Origin of the sequence: Micromonospora sp. NPDC007230 (genome assembly GCF_042869115.1) — a bacterium.
In the GTDB taxonomy this organism is placed as follows: Bacteria; Actinomycetota; Actinomycetes; order Mycobacteriales; family Micromonosporaceae; genus Micromonospora.
In genome coordinates this window covers 245,308-268,183 of record NZ_JBIAFE010000006.1, presented here as the reverse complement: position 1 = coordinate 268,183, position 22,876 = coordinate 245,308, and the positions used below count along the sequence as shown (strand labels likewise).

Genomic DNA, 22,876 nt, shown 5'->3' with positions numbered 1-22,876 from the left:
GGTCCCGGTGAACCGCCGCCGGCCCCTTATCGTAGGGAAGCCCGCGGCGACGTTCGGACCTGATCGTCGCGGACCCACCCCTGCCGGAGGTTAGTCATGCGGACCCGCCGCGATCAGGTGCAGGCGTACCGCTTCGTCACCCGCCGCATCGTCTCCGCGCTGCTCTCCGGCGACCCGGAGACCAATGACCTGCCGATGCGCCGGCTCGGCATGGCGGTGTTCGGCAGCGTCATCGCCGCCGCCGTCGTGCTCGGCGGGGCGGGCGCGTACGGCCAGCTCACCGGGAACGCCGCGCCACTGGAGTCGAACACGCTGGTGATCGAGCGGGAGACCGGAGCCACCTACGTCTTCACCGACGGAGTGCTGCACCCGACCCTGAACTACGCCTCCGCCCGGCTCATCCTCGACGAGGCCGATCCGGCGGTCCGCACCATGTCGCAGGCATCGATCAAGGAGCGCCCGCGGGGGCGGGCGGTGGGCATCGTGGGCGCCCCGGACGACGTGCCGGACCGCAAGTCGCTCGTCGGCCTCCCCTGGTCGGTCTGCGACGTGCCCGACCCGGCCGATCCACAGCGCTCCACCACCCGGCTGGTGATCGACCGGCCGCTGCCGGGCGGCACGTCCCTCACCGACCGGGCGGTCCTGGTCCGGGTGAACGAGGCGCGGTACCTGCTCACAGGCGGTTCCCGGCTGCGGGTGGTCGGTGACGAGCAGGCGCTGGTCGCGTTGAAGATGGCCGGCGCGGCCACCCTCACCGTGGGGCAGCAGCTGCTCAACGCGGTGCCGGTGGGGCCGGCGCTGCGCAAGCCGACCATCGACGGGGAGGGCAGCTCCAGCGGCCTGACGGTGGGTGACCGCCCGGCGAAGGTCGGCCAGGTCTACCGGGCCGCCGGCAACCACTACGTGCTGACCCGGCAGGGACTGGTGGCGATCAAGGAGATGACCGCGCTGCTGCTGCTCGGCGGCGGCGGTCAGATCACCGACATCACGCCGGACCAGGCCGGCCAGCTCCTCACCGACCAGCGACTGGAGCCCGAGGGCCTGCCGGACAAGCTGCCCACCCTGCACGAGGTCCGCGCCGGCCGGACGGTATTGTGCGCCACCTACCGGGCCGGGGCGTCCGGCCAGCCGCCGGTCACCACGCTGGAGGTCTTCGACCAGCCGCCGGCCGAGCTGACGGCGGCGACCGGGGTGGCCGCCCGGCAGACCTCCCGGGACGCCGTGCGGACCGCCGAGAGCGTGCTGCTGCCGGGTGGCAAGGGCGTGCTGGTGCAGGCCACGGCCGGGGAGAGCGGGAAGGCGGCGGCCGGTGCCACGGTCTACCTGATCACCGCGCAGGGGGTCCGCTATCCGCTCGGGCCCAACGCGAAGGTCGCGCTCGGGTACGGCGACGCGACGCCGACGGCGGTGCCGGCATCCCTGCTGGCGCTGGTGCCGACCGGGCCGACGCTGGCGCGGCAGGACGCACTGACCTTCTTCGATCCGGGCGCCGTGCCGGCCGGCTCCGCGACGACCGGCCCGGACGGCAACCAGCAGTCGGGGGCGAGCCCGGCCCAGGGTGGCTGACCTCGGACCGCCGTCCGATGTGGAATATGGGCGGCCACGGGTCGCCCGGGCTGGGCCGGGTCGACTAACCTGAGCGTGACCAACGGTTATCGACGATGACTACGGGGATGCAGCCATGACCGGGCGCACGACAGTGGACGTACTGTCCCTGGAGGATTTTCACCAGCGACTGGGGCGGCGACTCAGCGAAGCCGAGTCGGTGCTGAAGAAGCTCAACACGGAGATGCAGTGCCGGCCACCCGCGCTGGGCACCTTCACCGACGCGACCGGCAACGCCCGTCGCTACTCCGAGACGCACACGAGCTTCGCCAACCACGTCGAGCGGCTGCGCCAGGCGATCGAGGCCGCCCAGAAGGCGACCAAGACGATCATGACCAACTACAAGACCGCCGAGGCACGCAACGCGGCCGCCGCGGCCGACATCGTCGCCGCCCTCTCCGGCCTGGATGCGGCGATGAGGCCGGCGAAGGGAGAGGATCCGCGTGTCTGAGTACGTTCAGCGCTACGAGCACGTCAGCCACCAGGAGCTCTACCAGGGCGTCACCGCGGGCGACCCGAAGCAGGTCGACGGGCTCAGCGCCCAGTGGAGCTCGCTGAAGGACACCCTGGAGGGCCTCGGCCGGGACCTGACCAGTGACCTGGACGCGCTGGCCAAGACCTGGACGGGCGACGCCGCCCGGGAGTTCCACCGGCGGCTGAACCTGGTCGTCGGCTACTCCGGCAATCTGGCGCAGGGCATGGCCGACATCCGGCAGGCGCTCGACATGATGGCCACCGAGCTGCGCACCGCCCAGTCGAAGGCGGAGAGCCCGGAGGAGACCGACGACAACGACAAGCTGCTCTCCGGCGCCGGCAAGGGCTTCCTGGTCGGCGGGCTGCCGGGCGCGGTGATCGGCGGCATCGTCGGTCACCAGCAGGACAAGGAGGAGCAGGAGAAGGCCCACCAGCGGATGGTGCAGGTCGTCGCCAACCTCGCCGAGGGTTACGATTTCTCCGCCTACGGCCGGATCGTCGTGCCGGAGCCGCCGGACCCGGGCCTGCCCGGCGACGGCGACCCGACGAACCCGACGCTGAAGAACGGCCGCTCGGTGGGCACCCCCTCCACCGGCCCGACCTCCGGCACCTTCGGGCCCACCGCGGGCGCCACCGCGACCACGTCGGGCGTGCACCACACGGGCCCGAGCAGCGGCACGGTGGGCGACGGCCCGACCGGGCACCCGGGCGCGGGCAGTCCCGGCACGATCGGCTCGGTGGGCGTCGTCGACCCCGCCGGCACCTCACTCGCCGGCGCCGGCCAGATGGTCACCAGCCCGACGACCCCCGGCCTCCCGGGCACCGGCACCGCCAGCGCCCCCACCACCAACGTCCCGAGCGGCGGCGGGGGCCAGCTCTACGGGCTGCCGAACGGAGGCACGGGCGCGCTGGCCAGCTCGGGTCCGGGCACGGCCAGGGTCGGGGGCATGCCCGGGGCCGAGAACCGGTCCGCAGCCGGCACCGGGCGGCTCGCCTCCGGGCGGGGCGTCACGATCAACGCGGAGGGCCGCTCCAACGGTGGCCGGGGCACCAACGCGCGGCCCGCGATGGCCGGGCGCAACGGCGTCCTGGGCGGGCGGGGCTCCTTCGACGAGGACGAGTCGGAGGAGCGGCTGACCTGGCTGACCGAGGACGAGATGGTCTGGGGCGACGGCAAGTCGGCTCCGCCGCCGGTGCTCGGCACCAACTGATCGCACGCTGACGAACGGCGCGGCGACCCTCACGAGGGGCGCCGCGCCGTTCGCGTTGACCGCCTCTGTCCATGGTGGGCCGGGTCACGTCATCCGTACGCCCGTTGAGCTGCACGAGGCGAATCTGACAGATAGGTTGAACTGGTGCCGGTCGTAGCGTTCGCCCCGTCCCTCTGGGCGGCGACGCTGCGCACCCTGCGGGAGCTGACCCAGGTGGCGGTGACCGCACTGGCGCTGGTCGTCGGCCTCACCGGCCCGGCCGCCGCTGCCTCGGCCACTGGCCCCGTCGGTCCAGACGCGACGTTCCGTCCGGCGACCAGCCTCAGCACCGACCTGGAGCCGGTCGACGCGCCCACCCCGGGCAGCCTCGTCGATGCCGGGGCGGCCGCGACCGGCGCGTGGGCCGTCGACACCAGGCCGGCCGCCGCGCCGCACTCCTCGGCCGGTCACCCACTCGCGGCGGCGACCTCGCCGACTCCCGGCGTGGCGGCACGGTTCGTCGACGGCGATGCCGCGACGCCGCGCCCGCACGTCGCCGTGGCCGCCGCGGACCCCGACCGCGAGCCGATCGCCCGGCGCGGCCCACCCCGCGCCTGATCCCGGCCGCCCGCGCGGCCCTCGATGAGTCCACACCACCCCCAACGGGTACGGCCGCAGCGCGCCCTTCCCCGCGCCAACGGCGTTCCTCCGCCCGGCCCCGGGCCCAGATCCTGAATTTCGAGTTCCACCACGAGGTGCTGGTGATGCAGACCGTCTTCTCCACCGTCCTGCCCGACGTTCCCCAGGCCGCCGGAATCTGGCTGGCCCTGCTCGCCGTGGCGGCGATCGTGGTCGCCGCCCTGATCGTCCGCCCCGACCGGTTCCGCTCGGCGCTCGGCGACCGGATCAGCGCGGCAGCCATGCCGAGCAGCCTGGAGCTGGCCGAGGAGGCCCGCGAGCGGGCCCGGTACGCGCAGGAGGTGAGGGTGGCGGCGGAACGGGCGGCGAGCACCGCCGAGCGGCGGCGCGCCGAGTGGCTGGCCGCCCAGGAGGAGGTCGAGGAGGCGTGGCGGGCGTACGAGGCGGCGGAGCGGGACGTCCGCCGACTGGCCGCCGCTGCCACCCTGCCCCTGCCGCGGACCGACCGGACCCCGGCCGAGTACGCGGACCGGGAGCGCTGGCTGCACCGGGCGGCACTGGACGCGCAGTGGCGCAAGGAGATCACGGTGGAGCAGCTCAGTGACATCCTCGGACACCACGGCTGGGACCCGCGCCGTCATCCGGTGGAGCAGGAACTGCTGCTGCGCCGGCTGATCCGGGACAACCTCCGCGCCCGGCACCAGACCGCCCGGGAGCGGGAGCAGGCCGCCTGGCGGGCCGCCGAGCTGGCTGCCGCCGCCGTGCGGAGCCTGCGCGACGAGGCGTACGCGGCGACCGGCCCCGCCCCGGAACCCCAGTCGCTGATCTCCACCGTGGACCTCACCGCGGTGGAGATCACCCGCGAGCTGCCCGCGGCACGGGGCGGGGAGCCGGCCCGCGGGGCCGGATCGGTGGCCCGGGGACGGGCGGCGGTCCCGGCGTACTGACGCCGGGCGGAGCTGGCCCGGCTCGGCTAGCGTGACCTCGTGTCCCGTGAGAGCTGGGTGCTGGTCGTCCTCGCCGGTCTCGTGGCGCTGGCCACGCTGGTCGGCGCGATACTGCTCGCCGTCCGGGTGGTCCGCACCCGCCGGCTGCTCGGCGCGCTCGGGGTCGGCGGCAAGGTCGCCTTCTACGGCGCGCTGATCTACGCGATCCTGCCGGTGGACCTGCTACCCGACCCGATCTACCTGGACGACATGGGCGTGCTGGCGGGTGCCCTGTTCTATCTGGGCCGGCTGGCCGCCCGGCACCGCGCGGCGCAGCGCGGGCTGCCCGAGCAGCCGCCGTCCCCGCCGGGGCCGGGTCGCCTGCGCCGCCCCGTGTCATGATCGGCGTCGGGCCGGCGGTCGGCTCAGGTTCGGCGCACCGAGGACTGGGGCATGGCGGGTGAACACCGGTTGAACCCGGACGACGAGCGCGTGACGAGGTTCTTCCAGGACCGGCACCTCGCCACGCTGACCACGCTGCGGGCGGACGGCACACCGCACGTCGTACCGGTGGGGGTCACCTTCGACCCGGTCGCCGGGCTGGCCCGGGTCATCACCTCGGGCACCTCGGCCAAGGCGCGGCACGTGGCGGCAGCCGGCACGGCGGGCGTACCGGTGGCGGTCTGCCAGGTGGCGGGCCGCTGGTGGCTGACCGTCGAGGGGCGGGCGGTGCTGCGGAGCGACCCCGCATCCGTGGCCGAGGCCGAGCGCCGGTACGCCGAGCGCTACCGCCCGCCGCGGCCCAATCCGCAGCGGGTGGTCATCGAGATCGCCGTGACCCGCCTGCTCGGCAGCCTCCCCGCCACCACCTGATCCGGGGCCGCCCGGACCACGATCCCGCCCGGATCCGGCCTGAGTGGGCCGCCTGTCCGGTTCGGTGGTGAGCAGGGCCACCTGGATGGCGGAATCGCCTGCCCCTGCTGCTCGTTGCATCTCCCGTACGACCGAGCAGGACGGCCCGACGGACGAAGGCCCGGGCCCACGGTCGTGTGCGCCCCCGGTCCAACGCCGTGGGCCGTGGGACCCCGGCACGCCGGCTTCCCCGAGAACAGCCGAGCGCCACTCCTGGTGCTGCGTCTCCCCGGAGACGTCAACCCCCCGAATGGAGCTTCGACATGAACTCGATCTTCCGTAACAGCATGCTGTCCGTCGCCGGTCTCGTCATGTCCGGCGGGATCGTGGCCGGTCCGGCCGTGGCCGCCCACGCCGCTCCGGCGCAGGCCAAGCCCGTCAGCGCGGCGAGCGCTGACAAGGGCAAGGGCAAGGGCGAGCGCCGCGCCGGGTACGAGTACCAGGCGCAGCCCAACTTCTACTACTGCGGCCCGGCGTCGACCCGTATCGCGCTGTCGGCCGAGGGCAAGTCGGTCAGCCAGGACGAGCTGGCCCAGAAGCTGGGTACGACCGTGAACGGCACCGACTCGGCGATCGACATCACCCGGGTGCTCAACGAGTACACCGGCGGCAAGTACAAGACCACCGAGATCCGGGACAACTCGGCCACCAAGGATCAGGTCGAGCAGTTGCGGGCCGACGTCAAGGCCGCGGTGGACCAGGGCCGCCCGGTGGTCGCCAACATCATCGGCAGCGCCGTGGACGTCGACGGGGTCGCGCACAGCTACACCGGCCACTACCTGACGGTGGTGGAGTACAAGGACGACGGCAACACCGTGCTGATCGCCGACCCGGCGAGCCCGGGCGAGCCGGAGTACTGGATGAACGTGGCCGACCTGGCCAACTGGATCGCCAGCCGCGGCTACAGCTCCTGACCGAGCGGCATGAAGGGCCGGTCTCCCGAGGGGGAGGCCGGCCCTTCGCCGTGCTCACGACCGGTGCACGAGGCCGGCTCGGGCCCGCCGGCACACGCCGTTAGCATGTGGCCGTGCCGCGGCCGGTGATCTTCGACCTCTTCCACACCCTCGTCGACGGGGCGAACTCCGAACGGGACCGGGTGGTCGGCGAGATGGGCCTGATGGTGGGGGTGCCGCCGGAGGCACTCGTGGCCGCGTACCACGCCACCTGGCGGGACCGGATGACCCGATGGGACGTCGCGGAGACGGTCCGGATCCTCGCCGGGCGGCTCGGCGGGACGCCGACCGAGGACCAGGTGGCCCGCGCCGCGGCGCATCGCCGGAAGCTGGCTACCCGGGTGCTGGCCCGGGTCGCGCCGGAGACCCTCGCCGTGCTGGACGCGCTGCGCGCCGACGGCCACCCGATCGGCCTGATCAGCAACGCCACCGCCGAGGCGTGGCCGTCGAGCGCGCTGGCCCGCCGCTTCGACGTCGCGGTCCACGCCCTGGCCGCCCTGGGCGAGCTGCCCGCCCTGCTGCGGGGCTGATCAACCCTCCGGGGCGATCCGCCGGAAGTTCTCCACATCGGACACCACGATCGCCTCCATCGGGCAGGATTCGGCCGCGTCGAGCACCGCGTCCGCGGGGACGATCCGCTCGGCCAGCGGCCGGGACAATCCGTCGACCAGGACGAAGTGCTGGGGAGCCACTCCCGCGCAGATCCCCGACCCGATGCACCGGCTGGGATCCACGTGCAGTCGCCACTGCGTCTCCGGCACGCGCTCCACCTCGCTCACGGTCCCTCCCCCTTCGCCGTCGCTCCGCTCACCAGCCCACCGGCATCGCCACCAGGCCACGCACCAGCAGGCCGCTCTTCCAGGTCAGCTCCTCCTCGGGTACGGCCAGCCGGAGCCCCGGCGCCCGATCGAGCAGGGTCTCCAGGACCACCCGCAGCTCCATCCGGGCCAGTTGGGCGCCGAGGCAGTGGTGCACGCCGTGCCCGAAGCCGAGGTGCGGGTTGACCTCCCGGGCCAGGTCGAGCCGGTCGGCGTCGGGGAAGACGGTCCCGTCCCGGTTGGCCGACGGGATGGAGACCACGACCGGCTCGCCCGCCCGCACCAGCACCCCGCCGAGCTCGACGTCCTCGGTGGCGTACCGGGCGAAGGCGGCGGTCGCGCCGAGCGGGATGAACCGCATCAGCTCCTCGACGGCCGTCGGCACCAGCTCCGGCCGCCCACGCAGCGTGTCCCACGCGCCGGGGGTGGTCAGCAGGACGTACATCATGTTGGGGATCTGGGTGACGGTGGTCTCGTGCCCGGCGGCGAGCAGCCCCGCGGCGAGCATCACCATCTCCTCCTCGCTGAGCCGATCCGCGTGCTCGTCGCGGGCTCGCACCATGGCGCTGAGCAGGTCGTCCGCCGGCTCGACCCGCCGCCGCGCGACCAGCCCCGCCATGTACGCGAGCAGGCTGTCGAGGTAGTGCTGGACGAGGCCCGGCTCCAGCGAGGTGGTGGAGACGATCGCCTCCGACCAGGTGTGGAACTTGTCCTGATCGGACACCGGCACGCCGAGCAGGTCGCAGATGACCCGGATCGGCAGCGGGGTGGCCAGGTACGCGACCAGGTCGGCCGGCTGCCCGGCGGCGAGCATGCCGTCGACCAGTTCCTCCGCCACCGCCCGGGTTCGCGGGCGCAGCTGGTCCACCCGGCGCGCGGTGAACGCCTTGGCCACCAAACGGCGCACCCGGGTGTGGTCCGGCGGGTCCATCGACAGGATGCCGGTCTGCTGCTGGTGCGGCGTGTTGCGGGGCTCGTCGCGGCCGGTGGCCGCCGCCCGGCTGAACCGAGGGTCGCCGAGCACGGTACGTACGTCGGCGTGCCGGGTGGCCAGCCAGGCCGGCTCGCCGTACGGCAGTTGGACCCGGATGAGCGGCTGCTCGCGCAGTTCGGCGTAGCGGGGGTCCAGGTCGAGTCGGTCAGGGGCGTTGAACGGGTAGCGCTGCGGGATGGTCGCCTCGGAAGTGTCGGTCACCGGCTGGCTCGCTCTCGTCCACGGCACCGCCGTGCGGTGCGGGTCGACTCCGCATGACTCCACGCTGAGTCATGCCCCGACTGCGGATGGTAGCGAGATTGGTCGATGAAGGCCAGCGGGGTTTCCCACCGGCCCGGACACGCCGCTCCCGGACCATCCACTGGACGGCCCGGGAGCGAGGGCGCGGTCAGCGGTTGGGGTCGCCCTGGTTGATGCGCCGCTCCGCCGCCTGCTCGCCCTGCTGGACCTGCTTGTCGTACCGGTCGCCGGTGCGCTGGTCGGCCTCCTGGCCGGCCTTCTGGACAGCCTCGTCGGCTTGCTTCGGATGCTGCTTGGCCTCGTCCTGGGCCTTGTCCATGAAGTCACGCATGCTCCGCTCCCCTCTCCTCCGTCGATGCCTTCCCGGCAACCAGAGGCACAAACGGGCTGCCCGCGTCAGGCGGGGTGCGGGGTGCGGAGGTGAGTGGTGAACCAGGTACCGGCCTGGTCGGCCACCTGTTCCAGGGTGCCGGGCTCCTCGAACAGGTGGGTGGCACCGGGGACGATGCGCAGTTCGGCCACCTCCCCCAACTGGGCCTGCGCCTGCTCGTTGAGCACGATGACCTGCTCGTCCAAGCCGCCGACCAGCAGCAGGGTCGGGGCGCGCACCGCCGACAGGGAGCCGCCGGCCAGATCGGGCCGACCGCCGCGGGAGACCACCGCGCCCACCTGCTCCGGGCGCGCCGCCGCGGCGACCAGGGCGGCGGCCGCGCCGGTGCTGGCGCCGAAGAGCCCGATCGGCAGCCGGCCCAGCGTCGGCTCGGCGCCCATCCAGTCGACGATGGCGGCCAGCCGCCCGGCGAGCAGCCCGATGTCGAAGCGGAGCTCGGCGGTCCGCGCGTCCAGTACGTCCTCGTCGGGGGTGAGCAGGTCGACCAGTACGGTGGCGAGCGACCGGCCGTTGAGGGTGTGCGCCACGGCCGTGTTGCGCGGGCTGTGCCGCGAGCTGCCGCTACCGTGCGCGAAGAGCACCACCCCGACCGCGCCGGACGGCACGATCACGTCCGCCGGCAGCCCGCCCTCGACCACCGGGATCGTCACCTCGCGCGTCTCCATGCCCCACCTCCGCCACCCGCATACCCCCACCCGCCCCGCCCTCACCTCCCACCCTGCCGCGCCCACCCACCGCCACCCACCGGGACGATCATGAGGTTGGCCGCCGAGAAAGCGCCCGCTCCCCGACACCGTCAACCTCATGATCACGCGGTGGCGGGTGGCGGTGTTGCCTTGACGTCGGCGGCAAGGTTTAGCGTGGCGAACAGGGCGGGCGAGGGAGGTCGGATGCGCATCGGTGAGCTGGCGGAACGCGCCGGTACGAGCACCCGGACCCTGCGGTACTACGAGACGCAGGGGCTGGTGCGGCCACGCCGCTCCGCCAACGGCTACCGGATCTACGACGAGGCGGAGCTGCGCGTCGTCCACGAGATCCGGGCGCTGCTGGCGGTGGGCTTCGGCCTGGACGACATCCGACCCTTCGTGGCCTGCCTGCGAGCCGGCAACAGCTCCGGTGACGTCTGCCCGGATTCGGTGGCCGTGCTGCGGCGCAAGCTCGCCGAGGTGGACGACTATCTCGACCGGCTCGGCGCGGTCCGCCGACAGCTGCACGACCAGCTCGCCCACGCGATCGCCCAGCGGGAGGAAACATGCCTCAGGACACGGCCCAGGGCCGACTGACCACGGTCACCGACGAGACGTTCGCGGCCACGGCGCTGGCCGGCGACCGGCCGGTGGTGGTCGACTTCTGGGCCGAGTGGTGCCCACCGTGCCGGACGGTCTCCCGGCACCTCGCGGAGCTGGCCGAGGAGTTCGGCGACGCGCTGCGCTTCGTCACGCTCAACTCGGACGAGAACCCGGAGACCACGCGCGCGTACCAGGTGATGTCGCTGCCCACCATGCTGGTCTTCCGGGACGGGCAGGTGGTCGGCTCGATCGTCGGTGCTCGGCCTAAGAACCACCTGCGGCTGAGCTTCGGCCAGCACGTGGCGGGCTGGCAGCCGCCGGCCTGAGCCGCCGTTTGCCGCCGGGCCGATCGGGAAGGCGCGCAGTGACCACGGACCGGCGCAGCCGCGCCCCGACCGATCGCGAGGATCGTCATGGCACAGCAGGACAGGTCCCGGCAGCAGGCCGCCGAACAGAAACGCCGCGAACAGGACGCCCAGCGCACCCGGGAGTGGGCGGACGAGGCGGCGCAGGCGCGTACCGCCGACGACCCGCGGGCGATGTCACCCCGGGACGCCGCCGGCCGGCCGTCCGACGGCCGCCAGTTCTGACGTACCCGAGTTCGACGAGGTCGCGGCGCGCCTGACACCGGGCCGCGACCTGGAGTAGTGTCCCGGCCCCCGCAATGAGGGGGCCGGGACGTATCAGGCGAAGTGTTCCGGCAGGTGCAGCAGGGGCGCCCGGCCCGGCGGCTGCTCCGGCGGCGGACCGGACGGGTGGGCCGGCGGCACCGGCACGGTGACCGGCTGTTCGCCGGTGACCTGGATCGTCTCGCCGTGGTGGCGCAGCTCCAGCACGGTGTCCGGGCCGGCGTGCCGCAGCGAGTACGTCGTCTGGTGCGGCCGGACGTCCACCCGCAACCGGATCGACCGCCACTGCATGGAGAACTCCAGGCGGCTGAGCCGGCTGGACAGCCGGGGCGAGAACGAGAGCGTCCCATCGTGGTCGCGCAGCCCGCCGAAGCCCGCCACCAGGGCGATCCAGGCCCCGGCCAGCGAGGCCATGTGCACCCCGTCGCGGGTGTTCTCGTTGAGGTCGTGCAGATCCATCAACGCGGCCTCGCGCAGGTAGCGGTGGGCCAGCTCCGGGTGGCCCACCTCGGCCGCCACCACCGCCTGGGTGCAGGCGCTCAGTGAGGAGTCCCGGACCGTCCGCCGCTCGTAGTAGAGGAAGTTGCGCACCTTCTCCTCGCCGGTGAACGCGTCACCCCGCCAGTGCATGGCGAGCACGAGGTCCGCCTGCTTGATGACCTGCTTGCGGTAGAGGTCGAAGTACGGGTAGTGCAGCAGCAGCGGGTACTTCTCCGGCGGGGTGTGCTCGAAGTCCCACTCCTGCAACCGGGTGAAGCCCTCCACCTGCTCGTGCACCTGGAGTTCGTCGTCGTACGGCAGCTGCATGGCGTTCGCGGCGTCCCGCCAGGCGGCCGCCTCCTCGTCGGTGACCCCGAGGTCGAACGCCTGGTCCCGGTGGCGCATCGCGCAGTCGGCGGCGGTGAGCAGGTTCCGCTGCGCCATCAGGTTGGTGTAGATGTTGTCGTTCTTGACCGCGGTGTACTCGTCGGGGCCGGTCACCCCGTCGATGTGGAACCGCCCGTACCGGTCGTGGTGGCCCAGCGAACGCCACAATCGGGCGGTCTCCACCAGCAACTCCAGCCCGATCTCCCGTTCCGTGCCTTCGTCGCCGGTGGCGAGCACGTAGCGGCGCAGCGCGTCGGCGACGTCCGCGGCGATGTGGAACGCGGCCGTCCCGGCCGGCCAGTACGCCGACGACTCCGGTCCCTCGATGGTCCGCCAGGGGAACGCCGCGCCCTTGAGGTTCAAGGTGCGGGCCCGCTCGTGGGCCTGCGGCAGCGTCGAGTGGCGCCAGTAGAGCGCGTCCCGCACCGCGTTCGGCTGGGTGTAGGTGAGCACCGGCAGCACGAACATCTCGGTGTCCCAGAACGCGTGCCCGTCGTACCCGGGGCCGGTGAGTCCCTTCGCCGAGATCGGCCGGCGTTCGGCCCGGGCACCGGCCTGGAGCACGTGGAAGAGCCCGAACCGGACCGCCTGCTGCACCTCCGGGTCGCCCTCCACCCGCACGTCGGCGGCGTCCCAGAATTCGTCCAGGTATTCCCGCTGCGCCCGGCGCAGCCCGTCCCAGCGGTCCAGCCGGGCGGCCGCCAGGGCCGCCCCCACCTGGTCGCGCAGCGCGGGCAACGACCGCTTGCTGGACCAGCCGTACGTCAGGTACTTGACCACCCGCAGCGTCTCGCCCGGCCTGAGCACACAGCCGATGGTGGTGCGGACCCAGTCCTCGTACCCCTCGGACTCGATCGTGGTGCGCTCCGGGCCGCTCACGTCGTGCGCCATCTGGCCGGCCACCCGCAGCCCACTGACCTTGGTGCGGTGGATCAGCAGCCCGCCGTCGTCGGTGGTCAGCTCCTCCTCGGCGAGCAACGGCGACTCCAGCACGGCGGCCACCCGCGGGTCGCGGCTCTGCGGCGGCAGGGTCTCGTTGGCCACCAGCTCGGACTGGAGGATCAGCCGCATCGGCTCCCCGACCGCCTCGACCTCGTAGTTGATCGCGGCGACCGAGCGCTGGGTGAACGACACCAGCCGGGTGCTGCGGACCTTGACCTCCCGCCCGGCCGGCGACCGCCAGTGCAGCTCGCGGTGCAGGGTGCCGGCCCGCAGGTCGAGGATCCGCTCGTGGGAGAGGAGTTCGCCGTAGCGGACGTCGAGCGGTTCGTCGTCGACGAGCAGCCGGATCAGCTTGCCGTTGGTGACGTTGACGATGGTCTGACCGGACTCGGGAAAGCCGAAACCGGCTTCCGCGTACGGCAGCGGCCGCAGCTCGTAGAAGGAGTTGAGGTAGGTGCCGGGCAGTCCGTGCGGCTCACCCTCGTCCAGGTTGCCGCGCAGCCCCACGTGCCCGTTGGACAGGGCGAAGACCGACTCGGACTGGGCGAGCACGTCCATGTCGAGCCGCACCTCGCGGACGTGCCACGGCTCGACCGGATACGCGCGCTCCCGGATCATCGGGCCGGCTCCGTCATCAGCTCGGCCAGGTCGGTCACCACGACGTCGGCGCCGTGGGCGCGCAGTTCGTCGGCCTGGCCGACCCGGTCGACGCCGACCACGTATCCGAAATCGCCGGCCCGGCCGGCGGCCACGCCGGCCAGCGCGTCCTCGAACACGGCCGCGTTCGCCGGTGGCACGCCGAGCAGTTCCGCCCCGGCCAGGAACGTGTCGGGGTACGGCTTGCCGCGCAGCCCCCGCTGGCGGGCGACCAGCCCGTCCACCCGCGCCTCCAGCAGCCGGTCCAGCCCGGCCGCCGCCACCACGGCCTGGCAGTTGGCGCTGGCCGAGACGACCGCCCGGCGGAGCCCGGCCCGGGCCGCCGCCTCCAGATAGCGCACCGAGCCCTCGTACACCTCGACCCCGTCGGTGCGCAGCCGCTTGAGCAGGATGACGTTCTTGCGGTTGCCGACCCCGTTGACCGTGTCCGCCTCCGGCGGGTCGTCCGGCGTGCCCTCGGGCAGGCTGATCCCGCGAGAGGCCAGGAAGGAGCGCACCCCGTCGGCCCGCGGTTTGCCGTCGACGTACCGGTTGTAGTCCGGCCCGGGGTCGAAGGGACGGAACGGTTCGCCGGTGGCCGCGGAGCGTTGCCGCAGGAACGCGTCGAAGGTCTCCGCCCAGGCTGCGTTGTGCACCTTGGCGGTCTGCGTGAGCACACCGTCCAGGTCGAAGAGACAGGCGGTCACGTTGGCGGGTAGGCCCAGCACGGTACGAATCTATCCACCGAGCCGGCCAGGCAAACCCGATTCGGGCGTCAGCGGTTCGGACGGAGCGTCCAGGTCACGGTCAGCACCGAGGTGGTGGTGCCGTCCTCGGTGCCGATCTCCACCTCGACCGGGAACTCCGGCCGCTGTCCCGCGTCCAGCTCGGCGAGCACCTCCGCCGGGGTGCGTCCCAGCCGCGCGGTGGCCAGCACCGGACCCAGGGCGACCTTCTGGTACGCGATGGTCGCCGTCACGGCCAGCGGCACCGCCCGGTCGAGCACCTGCCCGAACGCGGCGAGCACCACCGCGCCGGAGGCGGTCTCCCCGAGGGTGAACATGGCCCCGGCGTGCGGGCCGCCGACGTGGTTGTGATGCTCCGGGAGGTCGGGCAGCCGGACGACCGCGCGTACCCCGCCGTCGGCCTCCGGCGCCACCTCGACGAATTCGATACCGAGCGTGCGGGCGAACGGCACAGCCTCCAGCAGACCGGCCGCCACCTGGCGAGAGTCGATGGACATGCCCGCACGCTACTCGTCGGTAACTTCGCCGGCAAGAGCGACCGAGCTTCCGGGTCTATGCGGTGGGATGCCGCTCAGCCCCGCTGCGCAGCACACAGAACTCGTTCCCCTCGGGATCGGCCAGCACGACCCAGCCGCTGCCGTCCGGCTCACGTCGATCGGCGACGACGGTGGCACCGAGCCCACGGACCCGCTCGACCTCCCGGTCGCGCAGGGCGTCCGGTTGCAGGCAGATGTGTACGCGGTTCTTCACGGTCTTCGGCTCCGGCACGCGCTGGAAATAGAGCCTCGGGCCATCGGGGGGCTCGATGACGAGCTCCTCGTCGTCGGGCTCGAACTGCGGGTCGACCGGGCAGTCGAAGACCTTGGCCCAGAACTGCGCCAGCTCGTACGGGTCGGCACAGTCGAACGCGACGTTGCGGATGGCAGTCCCCATCCCGACACCTTCGAGCCGCGCGGAGAAGTGGTCAACTCAATTCGACCAGCTGGGCGTCGGCCGCGCTCAGCGGCGCTTCGTGTGCGTGACGAAGGACGACCAGCTCGCCGGGGTGAAGGTCAGCACCGGCCCCTGCCGGTCCTCTGCCGGCGGGGAACTCACCGGTACAGCAGCCCCGGCTAGGGATGTTGCCTTCCGGTCGCTGCCCCAGGCAGGCCGGGTCCGTCCGCTCGGGGAGCGGCCCGAATCGTCGTTGTCTCGTTCGCTTTCGAGCTGATGTCGTAAGCGGCTCACCAGCCCCAACGGTGCCCTCGCCGCCACGGATTGCCCCGCCAGAGCCTGCCCGCACGGCCCGCCCGCCCTCAGGGCGAGACAGATGCCCACCTCGGGCAGCGGAACCGGTGCCGATGAATCGTTTGCGACGTCAGCTCGAAAGGCGCTCGCAAGCGCCATAGCGCCCGTGACCGATTTATCTCCCCCAAATGGTTGCCGGCGGCATGCGACCTAAGGGTGGAGCGAGATTTCCCGGCCGGGCGCAAAGCGCCGACAGGCAACCCCACGCCGGAAACCGCTTATTTTTACACGCACCTCGGAAGCGCCTCCCGGAACGGGCGGATGAGATACTCGAAGAATCTCATTCCACCCGACCGGAAGGCGCTTATGCGTTTCCGAATTAACCCCTTCCCGGATTATCTACCGGGCACCAGGGAACAAGGCCGGATCTAACACGTCGACGAGGAGGAAATCCGGATCTTGTCGACGGTGCCGTACTGGTCCAGGTAGATGGGGTTGTCCGGGCGGACGCAGGCGGTGCGACCGTTGGTGAAGTGGAAGTAGGCGACGTCGTCGTTGCGAGAGTTGAAGGCGTAGGCCGATCCGTAGCTCTGCGAGCCGAGGTTCTGCCAGGTGGAGGTGATGTCCTGGTAGGACGCCGTCGGCGACTGCGAGGTCCAGTGCGACGCAGTGAGGTAGAAGCAAACGCGCGGATAGGTGCATCCGTATCGGGTGGAAGCCTGCGCGGGCGCCGGGCCCGCAAGCGCACCGACAGCCAGCGCCGAGATGGCGACTGCGGCTGAGGCGACAAACCTCTTCGACATGTAATTTACCTCCCCGTGTTGTGCCGCCCCCGTGGCAGCACCCGCTTAAGGTTACATAGACGTCCGGTCATGTCAACAGCTCGTACACGCCGAATTACCCATTGATTGGATCCCGCGCCGAAACCGCGAACGACACCGGAGAGGGCCTTCGGTTTGTTCCGCACAAGGGAATCGAATTTGGACAATTGCGGGCACCGCCTCGACCTGCAGTTGGCGCCGACGTGCCGCAGATCGAGTTGACCGAGGCGGTGGCCGCCCCGCTCAGCGCCAGCCGACGTCGATGCGGTCGCCGCGCTCGTCGAAGAAGTGCAGCGCGTCCATCCGTACCTGGACCGCCAGCGGGTGCCCGGCCGACACCGCCGGGTACGGGGCCAGCCGGACCGCCAGTTCCGCCGGGCGGCGGTGGTGCCGGCCGGGGTCGGTGAGCACGCTGGTCCGGTTCACGGCGCTCGGCGGCGCGGAGATCGGGGCGTCGCCGGCCCGTCCGGTGAGGCGCTGCATCACCTGGCCGAAGCGGCGCAGGCCCCGCTGGCCCGGCTCGCCGGTCTCCACCGGGGTGCCCATCTCGTCCACCACGATCGCGGTGGCACCGATGTCGAGGAAGGCCAGCGACTCGTGGCCGTGGTGCTCCAGATAGCGGATCCGGCCCTGAAGCACGTGGCCGGCGGTGCCGGGGGCGACCGGGGTGAGCCCCTCGGCCCGCATCCCGACGACGATCCGCTCGCCGTGGTAGTGCGCCACCGCCCGGGAGCGGATGTCGTCCCAGGGCAGGTAGAGCGACTGCTCGCCCAGGCTCAACGCCACATACCGGTCGAGGTGGACGTAGACCGACGCCTCCAACAGGTTCATCCGGGGACTGCCGAGGAACGCGGCCACGTAGAGGGTGGCCGGCCGGCCGTACACCTGGGTGGGGGTGCCCACGTCCTGGAGCACGCCCTTGCGCATGATGGCGACCCGGTCGGCCATGGTCAGCGCCTCGGCCTGGTCGTGCGTGACGTAGATGGTGGTGACGCCCAGCTCGCGGGTCAGCCCGGAGATCTCGGCGCGCAGCTCGGCCCGCAGGCCGCTGTCCAGGTTGGAGAGTGGCTCGTCCATCAGGAACAGCCCGGGGCGGCGGACGATCGCCCGGCCCATCGCCACCCGCTGCCGCTGGCCGCCGGAGAGCTGGCTGGGCTTGCGGCCGAGCACGTCCGCGATGCCGAGCGCGCTCGCCACGTCCTGGATCCGCTCCCCCCGTGGGGCCTGGTCGACGCCGGCCAGCCGCAGCGGGAAGCCGATGTTGTCGCCGACGGTCATGTGCGGGTAGAGGGCGAAGTCCTGGAAGACCATGGCGATCTTCCGGTCCCGGGGCGGCAGGTCGTTGGCGACCTCGCCGTCGAGCATCACCGCGCCCGAGGTCGGGTCCTCCAGGCCGGCCACCATCCGCAGGACGGTGGACTTGCCGCAGCCGGAGGGGCCGAGCAGCACCATGAACTCGCCGTCGTTGACGTCCAGATTGATGGTGTCGACCGCGACTGTCCCGTCCTGGAACACCTTGGTGACATCCTTGAGCGCGACGGTGGTCACCGTCACCTCCCCAGCTCGTCGGCCGAACCCGGAATGACTGTGACCAAAATCATCGAATCCGCACATCGGGTAAACGTGTGATGTTCGGCTCGTGACCGTCCTATTAAGGCGTTCGGAAGCGGTTTCAGGCCGGCTCGTCGAGGAAGACCCGGCGGACCACCCGCTCGGCGGCGCGGCCGTCGTCCAGCGCGCAGAACCGGGCCCGGAACCGCTGCCGGGCCTGCTCGGCCTCCGCGCCGCGCACCGCGCCGGAGCGGAACACGTCGAGCAGGGCCGGGAAGTCGAGCGCCACCGCGCCCGGCGGCTCGACGAGCACGTCGAGGTAGACCCCCCGGGCCACCCGGTACGCGTCCCAGTCGGGGGCGTAGACGACGATCGGCCGGTCCAGCACGGCGTAGTCGAACATCGCCGAGGAGTAGTCGGTGACCAGCACGTCCGCGGCGAGGTACACGTCCTCCACCCGGTCGTGGTCGCTCACGTCCAGCACCCCGCCGGCGAACCGGCCACGCGGACGCCGGTCCCGGTCGTGGAAGTAGTGGCTGCGCATCAGCAACCGGCCGGACGGGCCGAGCACGGCGCGCATCCGGTCCGGGTCGAACGGCGGCCGCCAGCCGGGCAGGTGCTCCCGGTGCGTCGGCGCATAGAGCACCACGAACTCGTCGGGGCCGATGCCCAGCCCGGCCCGGGCCCGGCGGCACTCCGCCGGGGTGGCCGTGGCCAGCCGGTCGTTGCGCGGGTAGCCGACCTCCAGCGTGGTGTACCCGGCCGGGTAGGCCCGCTCCCACATCTGCGTCGAGAAGCTGTTCGAGCTGACGCTGTAGTCCCAGCGGTCCACCCGGCGCAGCAGGTCGGCGAAGTCCATCTCCATCGCGCCCATCGGGTACCGCTGCTGGTCCAGCCCCATCACCTTGACCGGGGTGCCGTGGTGCGTCTGCAGGTGCACCGAGCCCGGTCGCTTCCGGACGAAGTCCGGGAAGTTCACGTTGTTGACCAGCCAGCGGGCCCGGGCCAGCACCCGGTAGTAGGCCTGGGTGCCGGCGACCACGTACTCCACCCCCGGCGGGAGGGTGTCGACCCGGTCTCGCCGGACGATCCACACGCCGCGTATCTGGGGGGCGAGGCGGCGCGCGGCGGCGTAGATCGCGGCCGGGTTGCAGGCGTACCCCCGGTACCAGTACGCGGCGTAGACGGCGAGGCTCGGGTCGAGCGGCCGGCGTAACTCGATCCGGTAGTACTCGCCCAGCGCGGCGTCCCGAGCCCGGCCGGCGGTCCGCCGCGCCACCGGCAGCACCCGCCGCCGGGCCCGGCGCGCCGAGCGCCGCGCGGTCTCCTCGGCCTGGTGGGCACCGCGCAGCGCGCTGAACGTACGCCATCGCCCGGCCGCCACCAGTCGGTGCTTGAGCCCGTCCACGCCGGGTGGCACCGGGTAGCCGCCGGGCGGCCGGAGGCGCAGGTAATCGTCGTGGATCTGGGTGAAGAAGGCGGGCCGCAGCTCGGGGGCGATCCGCGCCCCGTTGCCCAGCACGGTCAGGTAGTGCCAGATCATCCGCTCGAAGACCGCGGGGCGCAGCGGTTCCGTCTCCGGCCCCCACCGGTCCATCAGCCGGAACACCCGGTGCCACTGGGCGAACACCTCGAAGTGCCGGTCGCCCCGGGTGCGGGTGATCGCTCCGGTCCGGCGCTGCCGATAGTTGAGGCAGACCCGGTCCAGCACGCCGATCCGCTCGGCCGCCATCAGCACCGGGTAGCTGAACGAGACGTCCTCGTACCAGCCGGGCGCGAAGCGCAGCCCCCGCTCGACCAGGAGCTCCCGCCGGACCAGCTTGTTCCAGGCGGTGTGCAGCAGGCCCAGCGTCTCCGGCCGGTCGCGCAGCCGGAACGTCGCCTCGCCGGGCGGCTCGGGGAACACCTCGCGCATCGCGCTGCGGGTGCCGAGGTTGTTCCAGTGCGCCCGGACGTGGTCGACGATCAGCACGTCCGGGCGGGTGGCCAGCAGCCGGTCGGCCACGTGCGGCAGGCAGCCGGGGACCAGCCAGTCGTCGCCGTCGACGAACCAGACGTACGTGCCGGTGGCCCGGTCCAGCCCGGCGTTGCGGGCCGGACCGAGCCCGGCGTTCTCGGCGAGCCGGACCGGCCGGACCCGGGGGTCGCGCTCCGCGTACTCGGCCAGGATCTCGCCGGTGTGGTCCGGCGAGGCGTCGTCGACCCCGATCACCTCGAGGTCGTCGTACGGCTGGTCGAGGATCGAGTCGAGACACTCCCGCAGGTAGCCCTGCACCCTAAAGGCCGGTACGACGAAGCTGAGCAGAGTCATCCCGGCCGGCCCTCCGTCAGCCCGGCGAGCGGTCACCCCCACCCACCGGGACCGGCGTGCGTCGGGCGCGGGCCGGCAGGACCACCCAGGCGAGGACCACGCTCGCGACAAAAACCACGAGAAGGTACGCACCGAGTGTAACCAGACCGATACTCGCGTATCCGACGAACGCCGCCACCGTCAGCAGCGCCGACCGCCCCTCCCAGCCGAACGTGGCGGGGTGCAGCGGCGGCGCCAGCTGCCGCTTCTCCAGCCGGGCGGTCAGGTCGTAGTGGTGCAGGGTGAGCACGAAGACGTACCCGAAGATCAGCCAGGCGGGCGCGCGGCCGGCCACGCCGGCGGCGATCGCGAACAGGTACTCCCCGGCCCGCAGCGCGGCCGGGACCAGCCAGTCCAGCGGCCCGTCGTGCGCCGCCCGGGCGCCGAACCCGGCGACCAGCAGCACCAGCAGCCCGACCGGCACGGCCCAACCCGGCAGCCGGTGGCCGGCGTGGACGGTCGACAGCGCCCAGAGCAGCAGCGCCGCCGCGCCGAGCGCGCCGAGCACCGCCACCACCAGCGGACCGCGCACCACCGGCAGCGTCCTGGCCAGCGGCCCGTCGTCGCGGTGCAGGGTGCGGTCGACCGTCGCCATCACCGGCACCCGCATCCAGCGGGCCCGCAGGGTCCGCAGCGCCCCGGTGTACGCGAACGCCAGCGTCCCCCAGGCCAGCACCGCGCAGAGCGCGACCAGCGGGCCGAAGAGCGCGGCGGTCACCGCCATCAGCGCCCACCGCTCGCCGATCGGGAAGACCACCGTCCGCTTCAGCCAGTAGGACACCGACCCGGTGTCCGCCTGCACCTTCGTCGAGGCGGCGTTCAGCTTGCCGCCGATGCCGCCGGCCTCCCCGGTCGTCGGGCGGGGCCGGCGGGCCGCCTCGTCGTGCAGCACGCCGTACCAGGTGTCGGTCATGTGCCGCACGGTCTGCAGGGTCATCGCGGCGATCGCGAGCGCCCAGCCATAGCGGAAGCCGGCGTGGGTGGCGCCGTAGCCGAGGCCGGCATAGACCACGTACTCCTTCGCCCGGTCGGCCATGGTGTCCAGCCAGCCGCCCCAGGCACTGAACTGCCGGGTGTAGCGGGCCAACTGGCCGTCCACGCAGTCGAGCACGAAGCCCAGATAGAGCAGGACCGCCCCGGCGACCAGCGCGGGCCGCCCGCCGACGCCGAAGAGCACCGCGGCGGCCACCGCGAAGGCCACCGAGATCATGGTCACCGCGGTCGGGCTGAGCCGCAGCCGGGCGGCGGCTTTCGTCACGTACGGGGACCAGGTGCTGACGAAGAACGTGGTGAAGAAGTCGTCCCGCTCCTTCACCGACAGCCGCAGCTCGGCCCGGTCCTCGTCGACCGCCTGCACGGCCGCCTCGGCAGCGCGGAGCTCGGCGGCGGTGCCGACCCGGTGCGCCACGAGCAGGCGTACCCGATGGGCGAAGATCAGCGGGCCGCACGCCGCGAGTTCGGCGAAGAGCCGGTCCACCGCGGACGCCGGTCCGCCCTCGGCACCGGCGACCGCCTGCGCGGCGGCGGCGAGGGCCGGCAGGTCGTTCGGGCCGACCCGCAGCGCACCGCCGAACACGCCGGTCGCGTCCGCCAGGTCGCCGGCCGCCACCACCTGGCCGCGCTCCTCCCGGACCGTCACCTGCCCGTCCTGCGGCGGGTCGGTGAGCACCAGCGCCACCCCGGGCCCCACCGGGCTGGTCGCCAGGTGCCGGAGCACGGCCGTGTGCGCCACCAGGTCGGCCCCGCTGACCAGCACCGGGCCGCTGGCGCCGGCCACCAGCGAGGCCAACTCGAGCAGGTCGGCGGCCACCCGCACGTCGCTCGCCCCGGCCCGCCGCCACTGCCCGGCCAGCCGGTCGACGAGACGCTCCCCGGCCTCGGTGGTCAGGCCCGCCGCCGGGTCGGCGGCGAGCACGATCGCGAGGGTCACCGCTGCGCGGCGCTGGCGTACGCGTGCAGCGCCTCGTCGATGGTCCCGTCGACGGTCAGCCGCCCCGCGTCGAGGTAGAGCCCCCGACGGCAGAACCGGGTGAGGTCCTTTTCGTTGTGTGACACCAGCACCAGCGTGCGCCCTTCCGCGAGAAGTCGCTCGATGGTCGCATAGCACTTCGCGCGGAACTCCGCGTCCCCGACCGCGGTCACCTCGTCCACCAACAGGATGGGGTGGGGCAGGTGGGCGATGACCGCGAAGCCCAGCCGCACCTTCATCCCGGACGAGTAGTGCCGGACCGAGGTGTCGATCGACCGCTCGACCTGCTCCCCGGCGAACGACACGATCTCGTCGAAGTGCCGCCGCAGGTAGCCCGTCGACAGCCCGTGCAGCCCGCCCACCAGGTAAAGGTTCTCCCGGCCGGTCAGGTCGTTGGAGAAGCCCGCGGACAGCTCCAGCAGCGGGGCCACCTCGCCGCGTACCCGGATCCGGCCCTCGTCGGGGATCAGCACCCCGGCGATCAGCCGCAGCAGGGTGCTCTTGCCGGTGCCGTTGCGACCGACCACGCCGACCGTCTCGCCCGGCTGGATCCGGAACGACACGTCGCGCAGCGGCCAGAACTGGCCGGCGTCCGAGTTCCGCCCGCCCCGGTGGATCAGCAGCTCCCGCAGCCGCAGCTGGCGGCGCCGGTTCCGGACGAACCGGATGCCCAGCCCCGCCGCCTCGATGATGGCCGTCATGTCGCC

25 protein-coding genes are annotated in these 22,876 nt (G+C 72.7%); 12 read left to right on the top strand and 13 right to left on the bottom strand.

What is annotated here, in order from left to right; translation table 11 throughout:
• Nucleotides 1-96 precede the first annotated feature (96 nt).
• The 9 genes from eccB (at nt 97) to ACFYML_RS11675 (ending at nt 7,229) form a co-directional block, all read left to right on the top strand.
• A complete protein-coding gene (gene eccB, locus ACFYML_RS11715; protein WP_387420531.1) occupies nt 97-1,566 on the top strand; it encodes a type VII secretion protein EccB in 1,470 nt (489 codons plus the stop codon).
• A 115-nt stretch (nt 1,567-1,681) separates the two neighbouring features.
• On the top strand, nt 1,682-2,056 hold the full coding sequence (locus ACFYML_RS11710; RefSeq protein ID WP_387272837.1) for a hypothetical protein: 375 nt from the start codon (nt 1,682-1,684) through the stop codon (nt 2,054-2,056).
• On the top strand, nt 2,049-3,290 hold the full coding sequence (locus ACFYML_RS11705) for a WXG100 family type VII secretion target (RefSeq protein WP_387420530.1): 1,242 nt from the start codon (nt 2,049-2,051) through the stop codon (nt 3,288-3,290). The genes ACFYML_RS11710 and ACFYML_RS11705 overlap by 8 nt, the downstream gene beginning before the upstream one ends.
• 144 nt (nt 3,291-3,434) lie before the next feature.
• Nucleotides 3,435-3,887, top strand: a complete 453-nt coding sequence (locus tag ACFYML_RS11700; RefSeq protein WP_387420529.1) for a hypothetical protein — start codon at nt 3,435-3,437, stop codon at nt 3,885-3,887.
• A gap of 146 nt (nt 3,888-4,033) precedes the next feature.
• Complete coding sequence (locus ACFYML_RS11695; protein ID WP_387420528.1) at nt 4,034-4,855, top strand: hypothetical protein; 822 nt, start codon at nt 4,034-4,036, stop codon at nt 4,853-4,855.
• Between the two features lie 39 nt (nt 4,856-4,894).
• Nucleotides 4,895-5,236: a YkvA family protein gene (locus ACFYML_RS11690; RefSeq protein WP_073839134.1), complete on the top strand. Its 342-nt coding sequence runs from the start codon at nt 4,895-4,897 to the stop codon at nt 5,234-5,236.
• A 51-nt stretch (nt 5,237-5,287) separates the two neighbouring features.
• The gene (locus ACFYML_RS11685) at nt 5,288-5,707 is read left to right on the top strand and encodes a pyridoxamine 5'-phosphate oxidase family protein (protein WP_387420527.1); all 420 of its coding nucleotides are present in this window, start codon (nt 5,288-5,290) and stop codon (nt 5,705-5,707) included.
• A gap of 302 nt (nt 5,708-6,009) precedes the next feature.
• On the top strand, nt 6,010-6,660 hold the full coding sequence (locus tag ACFYML_RS11680; protein ID WP_387420526.1) for a C39 family peptidase: 651 nt from the start codon (nt 6,010-6,012) through the stop codon (nt 6,658-6,660).
• Between the two features lie 113 nt (nt 6,661-6,773).
• The gene (locus ACFYML_RS11675) at nt 6,774-7,229 is read left to right on the top strand and encodes an HAD family hydrolase (protein ID WP_387420525.1); all 456 of its coding nucleotides are present in this window, start codon (nt 6,774-6,776) and stop codon (nt 7,227-7,229) included.
• Here ACFYML_RS11675 and ACFYML_RS11670 read toward each other — a convergent pair whose 3' ends face one another.
• The 4 genes from ACFYML_RS11670 to ACFYML_RS11655 all read right to left on the bottom strand — a co-directional run bounded on the left by ACFYML_RS11670 (nt 7,230) and on the right by ACFYML_RS11655 (nt 9,807).
• On the bottom strand, nt 7,230-7,478 hold the full coding sequence (locus ACFYML_RS11670; RefSeq protein WP_387420524.1) for a ferredoxin: 249 nt from the start codon (nt 7,476-7,478) through the stop codon (nt 7,230-7,232).
• 28 nt (nt 7,479-7,506) lie between these two features.
• Nucleotides 7,507-8,712 carry a cytochrome P450 gene (locus ACFYML_RS11665; protein WP_387420523.1) on the bottom strand — a complete coding sequence of 402 codons (1,206 nt, stop codon included), beginning with the start codon at nt 8,710-8,712 and terminating at the stop codon, nt 7,507-7,509.
• Between the two features lie 187 nt (nt 8,713-8,899).
• Nucleotides 8,900-9,082, bottom strand: a complete 183-nt coding sequence (locus ACFYML_RS11660) for an antitoxin (RefSeq protein WP_387420522.1) — start codon at nt 9,080-9,082, stop codon at nt 8,900-8,902.
• A 65-nt stretch (nt 9,083-9,147) separates the two neighbouring features.
• Complete coding sequence (locus ACFYML_RS11655) at nt 9,148-9,807, bottom strand: dienelactone hydrolase family protein (RefSeq protein ID WP_387420521.1); 660 nt, start codon at nt 9,805-9,807, stop codon at nt 9,148-9,150.
• Nucleotides 9,808-10,032: 225 nt separating this feature from the next.
• Here ACFYML_RS11655 and ACFYML_RS11650 point away from each other — a divergent pair, with 225 nt between their 5' ends.
• The 3 genes from ACFYML_RS11650 to ACFYML_RS11640 all read left to right on the top strand — a co-directional run bounded on the left by ACFYML_RS11650 (nt 10,033) and on the right by ACFYML_RS11640 (nt 11,021).
• On the top strand, nt 10,033-10,425 hold the full coding sequence (locus tag ACFYML_RS11650; RefSeq protein WP_387420520.1) for a MerR family transcriptional regulator: 393 nt from the start codon (nt 10,033-10,035) through the stop codon (nt 10,423-10,425).
• A complete protein-coding gene (gene trxA / locus ACFYML_RS11645; RefSeq protein WP_387420519.1) occupies nt 10,395-10,757 on the top strand; it encodes a thioredoxin in 363 nt (120 codons plus the stop codon). Before ACFYML_RS11650 ends, trxA begins: the two co-directional genes overlap by 31 nt.
• 87 nt (nt 10,758-10,844) lie before the next feature.
• Entirely contained in the window at nt 10,845-11,021 is a 177-nt protein-coding gene (locus ACFYML_RS11640) for a hypothetical protein (RefSeq protein ID WP_387420518.1), read from the top strand.
• A gap of 93 nt (nt 11,022-11,114) precedes the next feature.
• On the opposite strand, the gene ACFYML_RS11635 is transcribed toward ACFYML_RS11640, so the two are convergent.
• From ACFYML_RS11635 to ACFYML_RS11595, 9 genes are all read right to left on the bottom strand, one after another.
• Nucleotides 11,115-13,487, bottom strand: coding sequence for a glycoside hydrolase family 65 protein (locus ACFYML_RS11635; protein ID WP_387420517.1), 2,373 nt, complete (start codon nt 13,485-13,487; stop codon nt 11,115-11,117).
• Complete coding sequence (locus ACFYML_RS11630; RefSeq protein ID WP_387271789.1) at nt 13,484-14,233, bottom strand: HAD family hydrolase; 750 nt, start codon at nt 14,231-14,233, stop codon at nt 13,484-13,486. The genes ACFYML_RS11635 and ACFYML_RS11630 overlap by 4 nt, the downstream gene beginning before the upstream one ends.
• 47 nt (nt 14,234-14,280) lie before the next feature.
• Nucleotides 14,281-14,748: a DUF4442 domain-containing protein gene (locus ACFYML_RS11625; protein WP_387420516.1), complete on the bottom strand. Its 468-nt coding sequence runs from the start codon at nt 14,746-14,748 to the stop codon at nt 14,281-14,283.
• 55 nt (nt 14,749-14,803) lie between these two features.
• Complete coding sequence (locus tag ACFYML_RS11620) at nt 14,804-15,184, bottom strand: VOC family protein (RefSeq protein WP_387420515.1); 381 nt, start codon at nt 15,182-15,184, stop codon at nt 14,804-14,806.
• A gap of 722 nt (nt 15,185-15,906) precedes the next feature.
• On the bottom strand, nt 15,907-16,281 hold the full coding sequence (locus tag ACFYML_RS11615) for a hypothetical protein (RefSeq protein ID WP_387420514.1): 375 nt from the start codon (nt 16,279-16,281) through the stop codon (nt 15,907-15,909).
• 261 nt (nt 16,282-16,542) lie between these two features.
• Nucleotides 16,543-17,847, bottom strand: a complete 1,305-nt coding sequence (locus ACFYML_RS11610) for an ABC transporter ATP-binding protein (protein WP_387420513.1) — start codon at nt 17,845-17,847, stop codon at nt 16,543-16,545.
• Between the two features lie 124 nt (nt 17,848-17,971).
• A complete protein-coding gene (locus tag ACFYML_RS11605; RefSeq protein ID WP_387420512.1) occupies nt 17,972-20,161 on the bottom strand; it encodes a CDP-glycerol glycerophosphotransferase family protein in 2,190 nt (729 codons plus the stop codon).
• A gap of 16 nt (nt 20,162-20,177) precedes the next feature.
• Nucleotides 20,178-22,130, bottom strand: coding sequence for a DUF5941 domain-containing protein (locus tag ACFYML_RS11600; protein WP_387420511.1), 1,953 nt, complete (start codon nt 22,128-22,130; stop codon nt 20,178-20,180).
• Entirely contained in the window at nt 22,127-22,870 is a 744-nt protein-coding gene (locus ACFYML_RS11595; protein WP_073839119.1) for an ABC transporter ATP-binding protein, read from the bottom strand. The genes ACFYML_RS11600 and ACFYML_RS11595 overlap by 4 nt, the downstream gene beginning before the upstream one ends.
• Between the last annotated feature and the right edge of the window lie 6 nt (nt 22,871-22,876).

What these genes read in the sequence shown, in the direction of transcription:
- trxA (WP_387420519.1), top strand. Translation starts at nt 10,395, where the DNA reads ATGCCTCAGGACACGGCCCAGGGCCGACTGACCACGGTCACCGACGAG.
- ACFYML_RS11660 (WP_387420522.1), bottom strand. Translation starts at nt 9,082, where the DNA reads ATGCGTGACTTCATGGACAAGGCCCAGGACGAGGCCAAGCAGCATCCG.
- ACFYML_RS11710 (WP_387272837.1), top strand. Translation starts at nt 1,682, where the DNA reads ATGACCGGGCGCACGACAGTGGACGTACTGTCCCTGGAGGATTTTCAC.
- ACFYML_RS11655 (WP_387420521.1), bottom strand. Translation starts at nt 9,807, where the DNA reads ATGGAGACGCGCGAGGTGACGATCCCGGTGGTCGAGGGCGGGCTGCCG.
- ACFYML_RS11650 (WP_387420520.1), top strand. Translation starts at nt 10,033, where the DNA reads ATGCGCATCGGTGAGCTGGCGGAACGCGCCGGTACGAGCACCCGGACC.
- ACFYML_RS11595 (WP_073839119.1), bottom strand. Translation starts at nt 22,870, where the DNA reads ATGACGGCCATCATCGAGGCGGCGGGGCTGGGCATCCGGTTCGTCCGG.
- ACFYML_RS11620 (WP_387420515.1), bottom strand. Translation starts at nt 15,184, where the DNA reads ATGGGGACTGCCATCCGCAACGTCGCGTTCGACTGTGCCGACCCGTAC.
- ACFYML_RS11680 (WP_387420526.1), top strand. Translation starts at nt 6,010, where the DNA reads ATGAACTCGATCTTCCGTAACAGCATGCTGTCCGTCGCCGGTCTCGTC.
- ACFYML_RS11625 (WP_387420516.1), bottom strand. Translation starts at nt 14,748, where the DNA reads ATGTCCATCGACTCTCGCCAGGTGGCGGCCGGTCTGCTGGAGGCTGTG.
- eccB (WP_387420531.1), top strand. Translation starts at nt 97, where the DNA reads ATGCGGACCCGCCGCGATCAGGTGCAGGCGTACCGCTTCGTCACCCGC.
- ACFYML_RS11685 (WP_387420527.1), top strand. Translation starts at nt 5,288, where the DNA reads ATGGCGGGTGAACACCGGTTGAACCCGGACGACGAGCGCGTGACGAGG.
- ACFYML_RS11615 (WP_387420514.1), bottom strand. Translation starts at nt 16,281, where the DNA reads ATGTCGAAGAGGTTTGTCGCCTCAGCCGCAGTCGCCATCTCGGCGCTG.
- ACFYML_RS11640 (WP_387420518.1), top strand. Translation starts at nt 10,845, where the DNA reads ATGGCACAGCAGGACAGGTCCCGGCAGCAGGCCGCCGAACAGAAACGC.
- ACFYML_RS11695 (WP_387420528.1), top strand. Translation starts at nt 4,034, where the DNA reads ATGCAGACCGTCTTCTCCACCGTCCTGCCCGACGTTCCCCAGGCCGCC.
- ACFYML_RS11605 (WP_387420512.1), bottom strand. Translation starts at nt 20,161, where the DNA reads ATGACTCTGCTCAGCTTCGTCGTACCGGCCTTTAGGGTGCAGGGCTAC.
- ACFYML_RS11635 (WP_387420517.1), bottom strand. Translation starts at nt 13,487, where the DNA reads ATGATCCGGGAGCGCGCGTATCCGGTCGAGCCGTGGCACGTCCGCGAG.